The sequence below is a fragment of the Bacillus sp. K7 genome (genome assembly GCF_053903245.1).
In genome coordinates, this window is record NZ_CP096406.1 from 1,907,341 (window position 1) to 1,927,250 (window position 19,910).

A 19,910-nucleotide genomic window follows, 5' to 3' on the forward strand; every position below is an offset into this window, starting at 1 on the left:
TCCTCTCCCTATAGTTTGTTGACGGCTCCCATAATTTCACTCAATTCATCAAGCGTTAAATCTTCATCAGTGAAATCAGAAGCGCTCCATTCTCGGTTTTCTTTGTCCGTACAATGCTCAATGATGTTTTCCAGAGCCTGTTTAAAATACCCGCCAAATGTTTGGATTGTTTTCTCCTCGAATTGAAGGCTGCTATAGATGATGTGCATGCTTAGAATCCCCGAAGAAACGGCGCCGCTGATATCCAGTGTATAAGGCCGCTCCCAGTTCGGGCTGATCTCATTTTCTGGCTTGATGTCAGAAACCTCAAAGGCTTTTGATTGAATATCCTGATCAAACTGGCCTAAATAATTAAAGCTGATTTCCGGGCTGTTTGTCTCAGAGCCCCATCTTTTGCTAATATATTTCAGCACACCGTAGCCGGCGCCTTTATGTGGTATACGGTGCAGCATATCTTTTGTCTGTTTAATGAGGTGGCCCAGCCGTTCATCTTTGTTCTGATGTTCAGAATCGTTCATATCAAGCCATATCGGATAAATCGAGGTGAACCAGCCGACAGTTCTGCTAATATCAATGTCCTCAAGATATGCTTCTCTTCCATGGCCCTCCATGCTGATTTTAAACCGGTCAGAGCCCGTCCATTGCTGTAAAGCAAGGCCTAAAGCTGTCAGAAGGATATCATTCATCTCCGTGCTGTACGCTTTATGTACAGCCGTTAACAAGCGTTCAGTGTGATAGCGAGATAGCTCAAAATCAATCACTTCTGTGTCTTTGAATGTGTTAGGCGCTGTTTCATTGTCTTTAGGAATCACTTCAATGTGACGGTTCTCACGCTCATCCCAATACGCTGCTTCACGCTGCATCTGGCGGCTTTTAGAATAGTCAGCTATTCTTTGTGAATACGTTAAATATGAATCTGTTTTGTGCGGCAGTTGAATAGATTCTCCTGTGACTGCCTGTTTGTAAGCTGTTGAAAAATCCTCGAACAAGATGCGCCATGAAACTGCATCAATAACCAAGTGATGAATCGTCAGAAACAAATGGTCACTATTCTCGGTTCTAAACAATGCAGCGCGAAGCAAGGGCCCGGTTTCTAAACGAAAGTGCTCCTGCATCTGGCTGGCTGCTTCCTCAATCGTGTTACGTGTTTCTGTTAAGTTACTCTTTACATCAAACAGTTCAAGAGCATATAACTCTTCATCTTGCAGATCTATCCCTCTGTTCATCTGTATGAACCTGCCATCTTCATACCGGCAGACGATTCTCAGTGCGTCATGATGAATCACCAGGCTTTTTAGCACCTTTCTCAGTGCAATCTCATCAAATCGTTCATTCCGGTAAAGCATAACGGACTGGTTAAAATGATGGATTTCCAGAGATTGAGAGAAAAACCATTCCTGGACAGGCGTCCAAGTGATCTCGCCTTCGACCGGGCCTTGGTCAATGACGTGCACGGCTGTTCGAACCCGAGCGGACAGTTCACCAAGAGTCTGATGTTCAAACATCTCACGTACTGTCGTTTCAAATCCACGCTGCTTCAGCCTGGCACAAACTTGCAGCGCTTTAATAGAATCTCCGCCAAGTTCAAAGAAATTGGCGCTTACGCCCAGCTCATCCACATCAAGAAGTTCTTCCCAAATGTCAGCCATCACCTTTTCAATCTCATTTCTTGGGCTGATATCATCAGCAGGGTAAGCGTTTTTTTCAGGTTCCGGCAGGGCTTTCTGATCGAGTTTTCCGTTAACAGTCAGCGGGATGCGATCAATCTGTATGAAACGGGCGGGAAGCATAAAGTCAGGCAGCTTGGTTTTTAGAAAAGCCCGGACGTCTGATTCGTTTGCGGCCTGTTGATCTTTTGTTACCATGTAAGCATATATAGCTGCTTGCCCTTGCTCATCTGTTCTTGTGATGATAGCCGCCTCTTTAACAATTGGAAGCTGAAGAAGCGCCGCTTGGATTTCGCCGAACTCAATACGGTGCCCTCTGACTTTAACCTGAGCATCAATGCGGCCTACATATTCCAACTCGCCATTTGACAGGCGCTTAGCTAGATCTCCAGTCCGGTATAATCTATCTCCCGGAAGATAAGGATTGGGCATAAAACGGTCAGCGGTCAGGTCATCTCTGTTGAGATATCCCTGTGCCACACCTTCACCGCCTATATAAAGCTCCCCTGGAACACCGATTGGCTGCAGATTCATATAAGCATCCATTACATAAGCCTGCAGAGTTGTAAGTGGCCGCCCGATATTTCTTCTATTATTTGCAATGTCAGCTGCGGACAATTTTTTGAATGTCACATGCACCGTCGTTTCTGTAATACCGTACATATTGATCAGATCAGTATGTGGATATTGATCATTCCAGCTTTGAAGCATGCCGGGCTGTAAAGCTTCGCCGCCAAAAATGACGTATCGGATGTTTAAACGATCCGAATGGTTTTGCTCTTCATACATCAGGCCGTAAAAAGCTGTCGGGGTCTGATTGAGTACAGTGACGCGTTCTTTTTTTAACAATAATCGGAATGCCTTGGGATCACGGGCTGTTTCCTTAGAAACCACGACTAGTGTACTTCCGTTCAATAACGCACCGAACACTTCCCATACAGAGAAATCAAAACAGTATGAATGAAAGAACGACCAGACGTCTTCGTGGCCAAATTCAAAAGGCAGGTTTTGATGCTTTAAGAGACTGATTACATTGCGGTGCTCGACAACGACACCTTTTGGCTGGCCTGTCGTTCCGGATGTGTATATCACGTATGCCGGCTGATCCGCTAGGGTTTCTTGAATGTTTAAATCAGCTAGAATTGAGTCGTTTTCGCCTTCATCGATATACAACATATGACCGTTGTAGTCTGCAGGTTTGATTTGATCGCGCTCTGTCAGCAATAGGTCTGCTCCGCTGTCATTAAGCATAAAGCTGATACGTTCCTGTGGATATTCAGGATCAATCGGCAAGTAGGCCCCTCCAGCTTTTAGAATCGATAAAACGGCAATGATCATATCTGGTGACCGATCGAGCAGCAAACCGACGATATCTCCAGTGCCGACTCCTTGTTTGATGAGCATAGCAGCTGTCCGCTCCGCTTTTTCATTCAGCTCTCGATAGGTAAGCTGAGAGTCGCCGCACACCACTGCGAGATGCTCTGGATGCTCAGCGGCTTTTTTTTCAAATAAGCTTACAATGGTTTCGTTTCTCGGAAACGCCGCATACTGTCCCATTTCTTCAAGGAGCACATTCCGCTCTGCAGCAGGAAGCAATTGCATATCCGAAATTCTCATCTCGTTATCCGCCAGTACCCTTTTTAACAGCTCAATGAAATAGGATGCCCAACGCGCAATGGTCTCTTCTTCAAATAGAGCAGTGCTGTACTCAAAACGGCAGCGAATTCCGCCCGAATGCTCCTCAGCGTGTAATGTCAAATCGAATTTAGATATATTATGTTTTGGAGTGACAGACGAAATCGATAAACCTGGCACTTCGAACTGAAAATCTTCACTGCTTTGAAGCACGAGCATCGCATCGAACAGCGGATTGCGGTTTACCTCTCGATGTGTATCGAGCTTATCTGCCAGCTCCTCAAAAGGATAATCCTGATGCTCATAAGCCGTCAGAGCCAGGTGGCGAATGTCCTGCAAATACGAGCTGAACGTTTTGTTGCCCTCAGGCTGGCTGCGCATTGCTAATGTATTGACGAACATCCCGATGACGCCCTCCAAATCGGTGTGCGGTCTTCCGGCAGCAGGCGAGCCGACAACAATATCCTCTTGCCCGCTTAGCTTGGAAAGCAAAATAGAATACACTGCCAGAAGGATCATGTACAACGTTGTTCCCGTTTCAGCCATTAAATGGTGCAGCTCGTCCGCCGTGTCTTTATCAATAGTTACTTCGATTGTTCCGCCGCTGAAATCAGGGAGTTGCGGCCTTGTTTTATCAAGCGGTAAATCTAATACAGGAAGACTCCCGCCTAGCTGATTGAGCCAGTAGGCCTCCTGTTTTTTGTATAGCTCTCTCGGAAACTTCTCTTGCTGCCAAACAGCAAAATCCTTATAATGCAGGTTTAAAACTGGCAGCTTCTTTCCACAATATAAGTCAGTAAACTCTTGGACTAGCGTGCTCATCGAGACACCGTCGGCAATGATATGGTGCATATCGAGGAGGAAAAAACCGCGTTTATTGCCCATTGTAATCACACATGCTCTAAATAGAGGGCCGGACGAAAGATCAAACGGTTTGATAAAGGATTCGATTGCAGACTCAAGCATTTGTTCTGATTCCATTTCAAGCTCTCTCAAATCAAAAGCTATCTCTGGATAAATGATCTGCACGGGCTCTCCACTGTCAAGCAAAAAAACAGTCCGCAATGCTTCATGCCGATTCACAAGTTCTGCGAGAACGCTTCTTAAACGCTGGCGATCCAGATTTCCGCGTAATTCAAGTACAGCGGGCATGTTATAGCCTGTGCTGTCATCTGCCAGCTGATGAAGAGCATATATACGTTTTTGCGAGTAAGACAGTGGATAGACATCTCTTTGATCCGCAGGCTCAATCTGATTAAAAGCATGTTCTTTTAAGCTCATCAATTTGACTGCCATGCTTTCAATTGTCGGGTGAGAGAAAACCTCACTGAGCGGAAGCTCGACATGAAACTTTTTATGTATCCTTGATACGAGTACGGCCGCTTTTAAAGAATGTCCGCCTAGCTGAAAGAAATCATCACGAATACCGATTCGCTGTTTATTCAGCACATTTTCCCAAATGTGTGCGAGGTCAGCTTCCATTAAAGTTCGGGGCGGCATAAAGGTGAGGCTCGCATTGCTTTCTGGTTCAGGAAATGCTGCCCGATCAAGCTTTCCGCTGGATGTTAATGGCATCCGGCTGATGGTCATGATAGTTGCTGGAATCATATAGGGCGGCAATGCCCCGGCAAGATGCCGATGCAAATCAGTGAAACTGTTACCCTTTTCCGGAACGATATAAGCAATCAGCTCCTTGTCCTCAGCAGAAGCATTACGAGTCAATACCGCCGCTTCCTTTACCCCCGGTGCCTGCCGAAGAACTGTTTCTATCTCTCTCAGTTCAATGCGGTAACCCCTCATTTTCACTTGATCATCAAAACGTCCAATATATTCAATCGTTCCATCCGGCAAAAAGCGGCCTGCGTCACCTGTTCGGTATATCCGCTCCCCTTCAAGGAATGGGTGATCAGAAAATGCTTTCTCTGTCAGCTCTGGCTGTTTGTAGTATCCTCTGGCAAGACCCGTGCCGGAAATGCACAATTCACCCGCCGCGCCAATCGGCTGCAGTTGATTTCCGTGTAAAACAACTACTTTCGTGTTTGCAATCGGGTGTCCGATCGTGATCCGGCCTTTTTCATTCAGATGACGCAATATGGTTGTTGCCACACTGTTTTCTGTGGGCCCGTATTCATTTGCCAGTTCTGCAGAAGGACAAATTCTTTTACTCATCTCAAACAGGTCATGCGTAACCGCTTCACCCGCAAATGTCACAATCCGAAGACTTTCTGCATCGTCAGCAGTCATCACTTCCAATAAAACCCGGTACAGGGAAGGAACAATGATCATATGACTGACCTTATAACCGGCTATTTTCTGCTTAAGGGCTAGAGCATCCTTCGCTTCGTCATCCGTTGTCAGCAGTACGCACGCACCGGATAACAGCGGGGTAAACAGGCTCGTCACACAACCGTCAAACACGTATGAAAATAAATGGAGGGAAAGATCCTGTTCAGTCATTCCATACTCTTCCCGTCTCCATTGCAATGTATTAGCAACGCCTTGATGATCAACCAGAACACCTTTAGGACGCCCTGTCGTTCCCGATGTATAGATCAAATAGGCGAGATCGCCAAGCGGAACATCTGGAGTTTCTGTTTGCTGATTTTCTGTATGTTCTATCGTTATCATATTTCCTTCATAGTGCGGCGGGATGAATGGCATAAGGTCTTCTTCTATCAGCAATTGAGCCGCTTGACTGTCCTTCAGCAGGAAAGAAAGACGTTCTGTTGGAAAATGTGGATCCAGCGGCATATAAGCGGCGCCCGCTTTCCAAATTCCAAGCAGAGCTGCAGGCAATTCCATTGATCGGCCCATCATCACAGCCACGATATCTCCGGCTCCAACTCCCTTTTCTACTAAGGCGTGCGCTATTTGATTGGCTCTTATGTTTAATTGGCGATAGCTCCAGCATTCATCCCCCATTTTCAATGCAGCAGCATCAGGTGTTTTGCGAGCTTGTTCCTCGAACAATCGACCTGTCGTTTTGTTCTCATAAAGACACTCTGTTTTGTTAAACAATCGGATAAGTTTTTGTTCCTCCGGCGGGACGATACCGATGTCACTGACGGCAATATCGGGATTCGCCAAAATGCAATCCAGCGCTTGTTTTAGATGCCCCTGAATCCTCAGCATCTCCTCTTGTTCGTAAACGGCTGCGTTGTAGCTGAATTTGATATAAAATGATTCTCCCGGAACGACAACGATATTAAAGTTGTAATTGGTTTGCTCCGACATTGAAATATCACCCAGCTTCAACGCATTTTCCTCATTTTCGCTCTCCATGCGTAATGCCTGATCAAGCTGTATAGGATAATTTTCAAAGACAAAAATATGATCGATCAAACCTTGCTTCAATGGGCTATGGTTTTGAATGTCATAAAGCGGGTAATACCCATGCTGTTCAGATGATAAAATATCCTCCTGCACGGCTTTGACCAGAGAAGAAAACATCATGCCCTCCGCAGATCGAATTCGAACTGGAACCGTATTAATAAACAAGCCGACCATTGATTCAATCCCGTCAATCGCTGACGGACGTCCTGAAATAACGGAACCAAAAACTGCATCATCAGCTGCATTATATCGGTGCAGAAGCACGCCCCATATGCTCATAAACAACGTATTTAATGTGACCCCCCATTTTTGGGCGGCCTCTGTCAGTTTCTCAACCATTTCCGGCGCTAAAGAAAAGCGGACCTGAGCGGCTATATAATCCGCGTCCGCTGAGCGGTTCTTTATCCGGGGAATAGAAGCGGTATTGCCGTATTCCTCCAAATATCCACTCCAGTAAGCGGCAGTCTCTTCTTGGTCTTGTTCTCCAAGCCATTCGATATAACGGCTGTACGGCACCGTGCTACCAAGCTGCACAGGCCTGTTATTGCTGAGTGAATCATATATGCTGAAAAACTCTTTAAGAATAATGCCGAGACACCAGCCATCCATGATGATATGGTGATGTGTCCAGACACATGTATATTGGCTGTTTCCTCTATCAAAAAGGGCAAGGCGCATTAATGAATCTTTTTGCAAATCAAATCCATTTTCCCGATCCTTGATCATAAAAGCATCGATCAGAGCCTGCTGTTCATGATCGGTCAGGTGAGAAAAGTCTTCTTTGTGCACTGTCAATTCGCGGTTTGATAAGACCACCTGCTGCGGTCCTGTAAGGTCTGGTACTTCTTTAATAAAAATCGTTCTGAAAATATCATAGCGGGAAACAAGCAGGTTTAAGCTCTTTTGAAACGAGTCGATACATAGATTTCCCGTAATGGTAAACGAGGTCTGTTCAACATAGGCTTTTGAGCTGAAATCCATGAGTGAATGAAACAGCATTCCTTCCTGCATGTGCGATAACGGATAAATATCTTGAATCTTTGCCGATTGTGCCATCAATTCCACACACCTTTTCAAAGTTAAAGATCTTTCACAAGATTTTCAATGCTAGATAATGCAGACAACGTTAATTCCTTATTGCTGAAATCGCTGAGCGTTTTTTCGCGTGTTTTTTTCTGCGAACAATGTTCAATGATCTCGATAAGATGCCTGTTAAAACGATCCATAAAACACTCAATTGCGTGTTTGCTGAACACTTGGGTGTATACCGCTTTTACTTGAAGCCGTCCGTCTGTAATGAGAGCATTGATGTCCAGCTCATATTCTCGATCTCTCTCACCCGCTATTTCGTAACGAGGCTGGTAGCATGATAATTGAAATGTTTCAGCTTCCTTCTCTTCGCTGAATTGGCCGAGATAATTAAAGCTGACCTCAGGATCTTTATGCCGCAGTTCTCCTATTTGTGTTAACAATCCGTAGCCGGTTCCTTTGTTCGGCACTCTTCTCAGCATATCTTTTGTCGTCTTAATTCGGTAAGCGAGCTGATCTTCGAAAAGCTCGGGAATACTCATGTCCAGCAGAATAGGATAAATGGAAGTAAACCATCCAACTGTACGTGAAATATCAATGTTTGGCACATGCCCTTCTCTACCGTGTCCTTCAGTGCTGATCACGATTTGATCATGCCCTGTCCATTCAGAAAGCGCCAATCCTAACGCCGTAAGCAAAAGCTCGTTGGCATCCGTGCCATAGGCTTTCTGAGTTTCAAACAGCAATTTTTCAGTCCAGTCTCCGGATAGTGCAAACATCGAGCTATCACTGTTCAATTGCAGTCTGTCCGGCATATTTTCCGTGTCCTTAGGTAAAAAAGCATTATGAGCGTCCAAAATCGTTTGCCAATACGGTTTTTCTGCAAGCAATTGTTTATTTTCAGCTATGTGTGCAAGACCATTGGCGTAGGACAAATAAGAATCCGTTTTTGGCGGCAATTGGATCTCTTGGTTTTCTAAAGCCTGCTGGTATGCTGCCGCTAAATCCTCAAGCAGAATTCTCCATGAAACGCCATCTATCACAAGGTGGTGAAGTGCAATCAGAAGATGATCCCCTTCTGCCGTTTGAAACAAACCCGCTTGTAGCAGAGGTCCTTTTTGTACATTCATTTTGCTTTGAATGACGGTCTCCTCAGCGGCTAGTTTTTCAGTAAGATGCGTACTTTCCAGTCCCTCTTTTGTCCAGTCTGCGAGGTGAAGGCTGAACAGTTCATGGTCCTCATGATTTGTTCCGCGATTATACTGAATGACATGGCCCCTCTGGTCTTGTTGAAAAACCATGCGAATGGCGTCATGATGCTCGATTATTTTACATAGTGCTAGACGAAGCGCGTTAGCATTAAATCCTTTTTTACTGAAAAGCATGACGGACTGGTTGTAGTGACATTGAAAAGAATGAGCCTGTCCGAAAAATCTTCGCTGAACCGGGGTGAGGTCAGCTTCACCTTCCACAGGCCCCTGATCCGCTTGAGATGCCAATGGTGTGATATGTCCGCTTAGTTCCTGAATTGTTGGATAACGGAATAAGTTGCGTATTGTCATGCTCCAGCCTTCAGCTGCCAGCCGCGCTGCCACTTGTAATGCTTTAATTGAGTCTCCGCCAAGCTCAAAAAAGGAATCGTGAATGCCGACTTGTGACATGCTCAGTACATCTTCCCATATAGACGCCATCGTTTTTTGTATGTCGTTAACTGGTGCGGTATATGGGCGCGACAACACATTACTTGGAGCCGGCAATGCATTTTTGTCCAGCTTTCCGTTTAAGGTCAGCGGCATGTTTTCTAAAGGAATCAGATGCGCAGGAACCATATACGCCGGCAGCTCCTTTGTTAAAGCAGCACGGAGAGCATTTGTATTGACATCTGTAGGCACAATATATGCTGCCAAACCAGCATGTCCATTCTTATCATGCTGAACGGTAACAGCAGCTTCTCTGACAAGCCCCGTTTGAAGAAGAACACTTTCAATTTCTTCTGTTTCAATTCTGTATCCATTTATCTTCACTTGATCATCCATTCGGCCAAGAAGCCGGATCGTTCCGTTTGGAAGCCAGCAGGCTCGATCACCGGTTCTGTACAGTCTTTCTCCTGAGACAAATGGATTTTCTGTAAATTTCATCTGTGTTAAGTCAGGTTTATGATGATAGCCTTTCGCAACACCTGCCCCGCCGATGCACAGTTCGCCGGCAACGCCAATCGGCTGAATTTGATCCGTCTGGCTGAGTACGTACATGCGTACATTTGGCAGCGGGCTGCCGATTGGTACGTTATCTCCCGTCCAGTCTTCTCCCGTACTTGTTTCATAAAAGCTCGAATCAATCGTTGCCTCTGTGACACCATAGCTATTGAAGATGCGCACGCTTTGGCCAAAGCGCTCTGTTAATGTTTTGAAATCTTGAGCTTTCACCATGTCAGAACCAAGAATCAGTATGTCTAGGTCAGGAAGCTTGAGCTGGTTACGGTATACATACTCCATCACTGGAATAATGAGAGCAGGTGTGGACTCCATCATCGTGATTCTTTTAGAGCTCATGATTTTATATATTTCAGCAGGTTCCAGCCGTTTTTCCTCTGGGCAAACGATGAGAGTCCCGCCGTTGGTCAATGTTCTTGCCAAATCTCCTGAGAAGACATCGAATGAAAAGCTTGCGATTTGAAGCAGTCTGACAGGCTTCTGATCCAGTTCATAAATTTGACGCCACGCAAGAGCAGCATGAGTAAAGTTACGATAGGTGACAATAACACCTTTAGGCGCACCTGTAGTTCCTGACGTATAAATGATATATACTGCGTCTTCAAGAGCAGGTGATAGGGTAAGGTTACTGCTATTTTCTTCATATGAGGCTTCCTCCTCAAGACAGATGTGAGACATCTCAGATTCAGGTGAGTTTGAAATCAAATGCTTCAATTCCTGTTGTAAAAGAAGAATATCTGCACCGCTATCACGAAGAATGTATTCAATGCGAGCTTTTGGATAGTGTGAATCGATTGGGATATACACTCCGCCGACTTTCATCACTGCCAGTACGCCAACAATTGCCTCAATGGAGCGCTTGGCTAAAACAGCCACTGTTGGCTTCGTCCCTGCTCTTTTTTGCAATGTCCGTGCCAGGCGATTGGCTCTTTCGTTTAGAAGCCGATAGCTAATTTGTGTTTTGTCATCAATAACAGCGATATGTTCAGGTGTTTCTTCAGCTCTTGCTTCAAATATGCGATGAAATGCAACATCTTTTTGAGAAAATTCAACTTGAGTTTTGTTGAATTCAGTGAGTATGTTTTGTTTTTCTTTTTCACTAAGTATGTTTATTTGTGAAAGTCTTGTTTCAGGATTAGAAATGGCTGCATGCAGAAATTCGATAAAATGAGATGCCCAGCGTTTAATCGTAGCTTTCAGAAATATTTCTGTACTGAATTCCAATTCGCAGCAAAGGGCACCATCTGTTTCCGTTGCTATTAACGTGATATCGAATAAAGAAATGTGTTGCGCGAAATGGGCATCCCGGACTTTTATCTCTTCCAGTTCTACGTCCTGCTTTTCCACATTTTGAAGGATAAACATCGAATCAAATACTGGATTCCGGCTCATATCTCGCGTTAATTGCAGCTTGTCGACAAGCTCTTCGAACGGATAATCCTGATGCTCATAGGCTTCTAATGCCATCTCGCGCACTTCCTGCAAATACTGCACAAACGGCTTCCCGCCCTCCGGGCGTGCCCGAAGCGCCAGCGTGTTCACAAACATGCCGAGTATCGGCTCAAGATCCTTGTGCGGCCGGCCGGCAATTGGCGAGCCGACAATGATTTCTTCCTGTCCGCTCAAGCGTGACAATAACGCTGTGTAAGCTGCCAGAAGCACCATGTACAGTGTGCTTCCATTCTCCCGTGCCAGCTTATGAAGGCCTGATGCGGCCTTTTGATCAAGCGTAAACGAGACCTTGTCCCCCGCGAAGCTCCGCACCGGCGGGCGGGTATGATCAGCCGGGAGATCCAGCACCGGCAGCTCGCCCTCGAGCTGCTTCAGCCAGTACGCCTCCTGCGTCTGGTACGTATCTCCTTTTTTAAAACCTTCTTGCCATACGGAGTAGTCTTTGTATTGAATGTGAAGCGCCGGGAGATTCCGTTTGTTGTACAGCTCCCCGAATTCCCGAATCAAAATGTTGACGGAAACACCGTCTGATATGATGTGGTGCATATCAACCAGCAACAGGTGCTGTTCATCTGATGCCTTTACGATTTGGGCGCGAAACAGCGGCGCTTGGCTGAGATCAAACGGTTTAATAAACACGGCTGCGGCTTCCTGTTCGGTTTGTTCGCCGAGGGCGGCTGTCTGCAATGTAAACGGCACTTCGTCATGGATGCGCTGCACCGGCTCGCCGCCTTCATCATGTTCAAAGGATGTCCGAAGCGATTCGTGACGCTTAATCAGCTCTTTGAAAGCTTTGTTCAGCCTTTCAGGGTCGAGCTTCCCGTCCAGTTCTAATACAGCCGGCATATTGTAGCCTGTCCCTCCGTCCTCCAGCTGCTGAAGGACATAAATCCGCTTTTGGGCGGAGGAAACCGGGTAGGTCTCCCGCTGTTCCGCTGGTTTCATCGCTTCATATGGACTGTCCGTTCCTTCACGGATGACGGAAGCCAGCCCTTCTACCGTCGGATGGGCAAACACCTCTTTCAGCGGCACCTGTACATCGAATGCTTTGGCGATTCGGGATACAAGCGCCGTTGCTTTTAAAGAATGTCCTCCGCGGTCAAAAAAGTTGTCGTGAATCCCGACCGGGCCGTTTTTCAGGACGTCCTCCCACAGCTGGGCAAGCTTCATCTCGGTCACATTTCTCGGCGCCGAGTAGGCCTTTTCATCTGCAGCTCCGCCAGGAGCTGGCAGGGCGTTTCGGTCCAGCTTTCCGCTCGGCGTAATCGGCCACTCTTCCATCTCTATCATATGGGCTGGGATCATGTAGCCGGGCAGAAGCGTTTCAAGCTGCGTCCTCACTTCGTTTCTCCGAAGCCCTTCTATATACGCGCATAATTCCGGCTCGCCGCTGTCTGTCCATACGGTCACGGCTGCCTCCCTTATGCCTTCTATGCTTCTAAGCGCCGCTTCGATTTCTCCCGGCTCAACCCGGTAGCCTCTGATTTTCACTTGATCATCCAACCGGCCGAGGAATTCCATATTTCCGTCAGGGAGCCAGCGTGCTATATCCCCTGTTTTATACATGCGTTCGTCCGGGTAAAACGGGTCTTCAAGAAAGCGCTCCTCCGTTAAGGCCGGCCGATTCAAATAGCCCCTGGCAACACCCGCGCCGGCGATGTGCAGTTCGCCGGCGACACCGCAAGGCTGTACGGCTAAATGCGGATCTAACACATACAAACGCGCACCGGGTACGGGCTTCCCGATCGGAATCCGCAAGTGGTCCCTGTCCTGCTCTAGGTCTAACTCGTAAAATGCCGCGTCTACCGTTGCTTCTGTCGGCCCGTAGCCATGGATCAGCGAGACTTGCGGCAATAAAGAAGCAAAACGGGCTGCCGTGCGCGGCGCAAGCGGTTCACCTCCGGCGAATACACGCTTCAGGCTTGTCCCGTCACTCAGCCTTTCGATCTCCGCTTGATCGAGAAAACTGTTCAGCATAGCCGGAATAAAATGAACCGTTGTAACACGCTCCTGATGTATGGCTTTGACGATCAATTCCGGATCTTTCTCCCAGCCGGGCGGAAGCAGATACGCCGAAGCGCCGGAAAGCGACCACCAAAACAGCTGCCAGACAGATGCATCAAAGGAAAAAGAGGTTTTCACCATGACAATGTCATCTTCCTGAAGAGGAAACTGGCGCTGCATGCCGGTCAGAAAGGAAACAGCTTGGCGGTGCTCAACGGCCACTCCTTTTGGCTGCCCGGTGGAGCCCGACGTATAGATGACGTAGGCGAGAGAATCGCTGTCAGCAGGAGCAAACACAAGGTTTTCTGCTTTTTCGCCTGCAAGAGATGTCATGTCAACTTCAAGCGTTTCGCCAGAAAAGTTCGGCGCGGAGCATCCCGGCTGTGTCAGTAAGAGAGCTGCGCCGCTGTCTTTCAGCATGTAGCTCAGCCGTTCCTCTGGATACGCAGGGTCAAGCGGCAAATACGCCCCGCCTGCCTTCAAGACAGCAAGGACAGCGATCAGCATGTCAGGTGACCGCTCAGACAGGACACCGACGACGCTTTCCTTCGTGACGCCGCGTGCCGCGAGGCGGGCAGCCAGACGGCTGGCATACATGTCAAGCTCAGCGTACGTCAGTGAACCGCCGGAAAAGCGTATGGCTGGCCGTTCCGGTGTGAAAGCCGCCTGTCGTTCAAACAGCCCGTGAAGGCTTGGCGCTATAGGCAAAACAGCTTCCGTCTTGTTAAACCCATACAACAATTTTTGTTTTTCTTTTACATTAGTCATATCTAATTCTTTTATAAATTTGTACGGATGTTGAACGGCGTTTTCCAGTAACGTAAGCAGATGGAGCTGTATTCGTTTAATATCCTCAGGAGAAAACAAGATATTTTGATAGTCGAAATTTAATTGAATGGTTCCAGTGTCTATACGCTCCTGTATTTGAACAGAAAGCTCGTTCGCGGTGTATCCGCTGAAATAAAGCGCCGTTTCATAGTCAAAACCGTCTGCATTATGCCATTGGAGCGGCTGATACTGCATAGAAATACCGATAAGGTTGTGTAATTTTTTCTGGTCTTTTCTTAATTCATTCACCAGTAAATTATAAGGAAACCGTTGGTGACGCATAACGGAAAGCTGTTCCCTGCCTACTCTGCGGACAAAGGAAAAGAAGTCCGCGTCAGGGTCAACTGTTATTCTGATGGGGAGAGAACTGACAAACATGCCGAGCATTTCTTTTTCAGCCTTTGACCCTCTATTGCCATAGTAGGTGCCAATGGCAAGATCTTTTTTAGATGTGAGCCGGCTGATGCATATGTAAAATGAAGCCATGAATAAGGAAATGATATTGATCTTTTGTTCTTCGCAAAAGATTCGAATCGTTTGCCCTAGATGAGGTGAAAGTGTGATGGTATCTCTGGATGCGGATGTGCTCTGTTTTTGGAAGGACGTCTGGCCGGCTAACGAGTGATAATCCGGCGGCTGCTGAAAGGTTTGAGTCCAAAATAAACGGTCCTTTGCAAAACGTGAAGATTGTAGATACTGACTTTCTTTTTCGATGTAGCTCAAGTAAGAAGGCTCAGGCTGATCGGGTAAAGGATCTTGCTTTTTTATTTTTTGATAAAGATCTATCAATTGATTTCCCATTACGTTTAAGGAGATGCCGTCCATAATGATATGATGGAATTTTGCAAACAGCCAAACCTCATGAGAGTGGATTCTTAGGAGAGAAAATTGGTAAAGGGGCGAGTTGAACAGTTGAAATGGAATTCTTGCTTGGTCTTGTATCCATTGCTCTATTTCTATCATTTCAACATTTGAAAAGTCTGTTGTTTCAAGTGAAGTATATTGATATTCGGCAAGGTAGAGTCGCGGTTCAAGCTCCTCTCCTTCTAGCAGCTGAAACCTGATGGCGTCATTGCGGGAGATGGAATGATTCAACGCTTCTTCTAAAGCATCATGATCAATATTGCCTCTGAATTTCACACAGGCCGTGAGATTGCAAATGCCGGTGCCTGGCTCCAGCAGTTCGGTAAACCACACTCTCTTTTGGGCATGGGTTAAAGAATAAGTATGTTCGCTCAACGGATTCCCTCCAGTTCTCATATTAAGAGGATAAGAAAAAAGCAGAAAAATGACGATAAAAGAAATTATATGACTATATAATCCATATATGCACTATATTAACGGATATTTTTTAAAGTACAATAAAAAATATTAAATTTTTATAACATTTTCTTGAATATAGTATTATTTCTTTAGTTTTCGTTTCTTTTTTTATCATTTTTTTGAACTGGAAGTGATAAAAGTATCGTTTTTTGTCAGGCCTTACACACTACTTTTTCGCTTGTGCAAATGTGCGGTTGCGCCAGGTCAAGATGGCAGACATAAAAAACCTGTTTTCGGCTTGGAAAACAGGTCTGCTGCGCTTATTGATTTGCCAAGATCACAGCGATTTGGTCCTCAATATCTTTTCCTTCCTCTTCATCAATCAATCCGTTTAGAAGAATAGAGAACACAAGGGTTTTTCCGCTCTTGGTTTCTGCGTACCCGGATAAAGAGCTGACTGTGCTTAGCGATCCGGTTTTTGCCCTTATTTTCCCTTGTGCAGGGGTGTCTTTCATACGGTTCCTCAGCGTTCCGCCTATCATTCGGTCACGATTGCCCGCAACAGGCAGAGAATGTAGATAAGCTGAGAACCACTTTTCATCTTGAATGTCATATAACAGCTTTGAGATTTGATCTGAGGTTACAGCATTAATATGAGAGACGCCTGAACCGTCCCTTAAGACAAGTGATTGGGGATCAACGCCGAATTCCGGAAGTGTATGGTTTAATACTTCCAGCCCCTTTTCCCAGCTCCCCTCTCCTTTTTTCACTTTCCCCATTTCCTTTATAAGCACTTCGGCATGTCCATTATTGCTTAATTTTATAAACGGAATAAATAGTTTTGACAAAGGCATTGAGTGATGGGAGATGAACACGTCTGAGGAGCTGGGTGCAGCGCCCCTCGTGACGTTGCCTTTTATAGTAATTCCTTGTTTTTGTAGTGCTTGCTTAAATAAATCTAAGGCATATCCAGACGGCTCCCAGACCGCTATCCACTCCTTTGTCTTGCTTGCATCAACCGGTACGCTTCCTTCAATTATGATCGTGTTTGTCCCATGCTCTCTTTCGATTGTGAGGTCTTTCTTTAAACCGGCCGCAGTCGTTTCAGCATTGTTCTTGACCGTTACATAATCCGTCCTTGGTGATACAGAAACGGAAGGCCGTTTCCCTTCTTTTTTCCCTGGGCTGACCTCTACAATCACAGTACCTGCATCATAGTCTTCATTTGGTGATACTGTTAAAGCGGATATTTGAGTGCCGTAATACGTATATTCATCACTCCATGGTAAATCAGGTGATAATCGGATGTCATCATACCACGTATCATCAGCGATCAGATTGCCTTTCACCATGTTCACGCCGGACTGTTTCAATTTCTCAGCCATTTCTTCAAAATCAGAGGGTAAAAGCGTCGGATCTCCTTTTCCTTTCAAATAAAGGTTTCCATTCAGCTTTTTCCCTTTGACGGTGCCGTCTGTCCGGATCTCGGTTGTAAAGGAATAATCCTCTCCAAGGACGGAAAGTGCCGAGGCCGCAGTCAATAGCTTCAAAGAAGAGGCGGGTCTCATTCGAACGTCTCCTGAATGCTCATATAAAACAGCGCCTGTATCCGCAGAGCGAACGGTGATGCCGGCCATTGCGCCTTCGAGTGCAGGATGCTCAGCTAATATCTTATCGATCTGCCCGGCAAATGCAGCTCGTTTGTCAGCCGCTTGTGCAGCTTGGTGCATATAAGGTACCGAAGCAACGACAAATAGCAGCAAAACAGCAATATAAAGCTTTATGCTTTTTTTCATTTATTTACCCGCCTCTCTGCGCCTCATCATTGGCTATTAATGATTCAGTTCAATGGTGATGCTGCTTTTGGCTGTCGTTTTTTCGCCCGGCTCCAGCACTTGTAAACCAGTGAGTGATGAAGGCAAATCAAGATTCACAGCGTTTGTCACCCACGTGTAAGGTTCAGGGCATAAATACCCCTGTTTTGCGTCCGCATTGTATACTACCCAATGTTTAAATTGTTCATCAGCCTGATAAATAATGCCTAGATTTGCATGCTGATAATAAATGATTGCCTGATTTTCTCCGCCTCTTTTCTGATAAGCAGATAAAAAGACATCATCCAGCTGCTTCTCGCGTAAATCCATCCCTTTATGCAGCGCTTCTTTATTCGGTACATCTATGAGTTTCCCGGTCGGCAGCAGGCGTTCATTCAATTCCCACTGCTGATCTGCTGTCAGGGAAAATAACGAGCTTTCTTCTGGAAACAAAAATGTAGTATGATAACCGATCCCCCATGGAAACGCTTCCTTTCCTTTGTTCATGACCGTTGCATGTTTAAATAAAGTATTCCCCTTTAGCTGATATGTCATCCGAACGACGGCATGATGAGGAAATTGTCTATATACATGAGGAAGTTCTGATAGATCAATTTCTGTTTCAACGAGCACTTCTTCGTCCGTTTGCTTCATGGTTACGACGTGCCACTTTTCTTGATAAAGAAACCCGTGAAGATGGTTGTGTTTATCCTTTTCATTGATATCAAAATGATATGTTCTGCCCCGGAAACTGAATGTTCCGTCACTTACCCGGTTAGGCGGAAACAGGATCGGGATCCCATATAATGTTGGTGTGTCATGAAAGCTTTCTGCTGTTTCGGGTTCACGCAAAAGCTGGATCTTTGTTGCTTTGTCCACAAGAGAAATGACGTTGCTCCCCCACTCTGGAACGACAATCATTTCTATATGCTCGTTGCCCGCTTTGATGGCAGGCGTTCCTAAATGCGTAATCTTCTCGACGTAGTTTGACATGTGTCCTCAACCTCTCCTTGATTCATTTCTTTATAAGAGTTCAATGTCATGTGCCATATTTCCTCCATTTTATGTTTTTCCTATCAAATAAAAACACACCGTTCACATGTTGAACGGCATGTTTAATGAGTCTATTGGATGAGACGTGTAATTTGTTTCTTTTTCCACACGAATTGATAATACCCATAAATCAACAGCAAGCTGGTGGCAAACGCAGCCGGATAGCCAACCCATACACCGAGTATTTCAAGCTTTGTGTAGTGGGAAAGTACGAACGCGACAGGCACCTCTACTCCCCAGATAGCGAAAATACTGATCACGGTCGGCCATAAAACCGTTCCGCTTGCGCGCATCGTCGCAGAAAAAATTTGGGCGTTTCCAAACAGCAAATAGCTCCACAATGTAATCATCAAGAGACGGTGCGCGATGTAAAGTGTGTCTTTCTCGGTTAAAAACAACGCCAAAATCTGATGTGAAAAAACATAGATCAAAGTGATCAGCACGCCGCCAATGATATAATTCAGCCAAATCCCGACACGAATCACTTGCTTTAAGCGGTCAACCTCGTTTGCTCCGATGGATTGCGCAGCGAAAATAGATACTGCAATGCCGAGACTGACAGCGGGCATCTGTACATAGCTGGCTACCTGGTTGACTACCCCGTAAGCAGCTGTCGCATTAGAACCGTAATGGTTGACGAATGAAATAACCGCTATCTCTGATAGTGAAACGAGAATCATATTAATGCTTGAGGGAATCCCGAGACGCAGCAGGAGGACCAGCAGTTCCTTATCCATTTTCAAATAACGCCGCACCGTTTTGTCGAATTGCAACGGATGGTTTCGTTTTCGCAAATACACCATTAACACGATAAATGTCACAATAGTAGAAACGACGGTGGCATATGCGGATCCATATATGCCTAGCTGCGGAAAACCGAACATGCCAAGGATTAAGAGGGGCAAAAGCGCTATGTTGATGACCGTGCTCACAATCAGCGTATAAAATGGTGTCTTAGAATCCCCTGTTCCGCGCAAAAATGTTGTATAAGCGAAATATAAAAACATAAACGGCATAGCGTAAAATAAAATACGTGCATAGCTGGCGCTGACATGAATAACATTTTCAGGCGTGCCCATTAAGCGAAGAATATCCATGGTAAAAATACTCCCGACGACGGCTAGCACAACCCCTAATAAAAACGTAAACGTAAGCGTTGTCCCGACAACAGCCTTTAACCGCTCCTCATTCTTCGCCCCATAGGCTTGTCCGATCAGGATCGAACTTCCTGAACCGATCCCAATTGTAAATGAGATTAAAAGAAAAAATAACGGGAAAAAGGATGATACAGCCGCAACCGCATCAACACCAAGCCATCGGCCTACAGCCATCATTCCGACAAGCTGGCCGACTGATTGCAACACATTGCTTAGCAAAAGCGGCACTAAAAAGAGTGACATTGACCGCCAGACAGTTGGGTTGCTTTTCTTTTCAGTTGCAAGTTGTTCTTGTGATGATTCCATATTGAAAGCTCCTTTATTTCATTTCGTTTGTAAACATGCCCCTATTCTTTTGACAAAAACAGGATATCTAACATGATATTATTCATCACCTTACACATGAAACCCTTCCCGATTCTTCTCATTTTACACATCTTTTTAGCTTATGAAGAATAAACT

Annotated in this window: 5 protein-coding genes; all 5 read right to left on the reverse strand. The window is 45.7% G+C overall.

Annotated elements, in window-relative coordinates:
• Positions 1-8: 8 nt before the first annotated feature.
• The gene (locus M1D98_RS09635; RefSeq protein ID WP_456280207.1) at positions 9-7,691 is read right to left on the reverse strand and encodes an amino acid adenylation domain-containing protein; all 7,683 of its coding nucleotides are present in this window, start codon (positions 7,689-7,691) and stop codon (positions 9-11) included.
• 23 nt (positions 7,692-7,714) lie between these two features.
• Positions 7,715-15,400, reverse strand: coding sequence for an amino acid adenylation domain-containing protein (locus M1D98_RS09640; RefSeq protein WP_456280208.1), 7,686 nt, complete (start codon positions 15,398-15,400; stop codon positions 7,715-7,717).
• 344 nt (positions 15,401-15,744) lie between these two features.
• Positions 15,745-17,220, reverse strand: a complete 1,476-nt coding sequence (gene dacB / locus M1D98_RS09645; RefSeq protein ID WP_010330626.1) for a D-alanyl-D-alanine carboxypeptidase/D-alanyl-D-alanine endopeptidase — start codon at positions 17,218-17,220, stop codon at positions 15,745-15,747.
• Positions 17,221-17,256: 36 nt separating this feature from the next.
• A complete protein-coding gene (galM, locus tag M1D98_RS09650) occupies positions 17,257-18,231 on the reverse strand; it encodes an aldose 1-epimerase (RefSeq protein ID WP_456280209.1) in 975 nt (324 codons plus the stop codon).
• Positions 18,232-18,362: 131 nt separating this feature from the next.
• Complete coding sequence (locus tag M1D98_RS09655) at positions 18,363-19,754, reverse strand: MATE family efflux transporter (RefSeq protein ID WP_435576633.1); 1,392 nt, start codon at positions 19,752-19,754, stop codon at positions 18,363-18,365.
• Positions 19,755-19,910 lie beyond the last annotated feature (156 nt).

Excerpts from the sequence above, each read along its gene's own strand:
- M1D98_RS09655 (WP_435576633.1), bottom strand. The coding sequence starts at position 19,754 with ATGGAATCATCACAAGAACAACTTGCAACTGAAAAGAAAAGCAACCCA.
- galM (WP_456280209.1), bottom strand. The coding sequence starts at position 18,231 with ATGTCAAACTACGTCGAGAAGATTACGCATTTAGGAACGCCTGCCATC.
- M1D98_RS09635 (WP_456280207.1), bottom strand. The coding sequence starts at position 7,691 with ATGGCACAATCGGCAAAGATTCAAGATATTTATCCGTTATCGCACATG.
- dacB (WP_010330626.1), bottom strand. The coding sequence starts at position 17,220 with ATGAAAAAAAGCATAAAGCTTTATATTGCTGTTTTGCTGCTATTTGTC.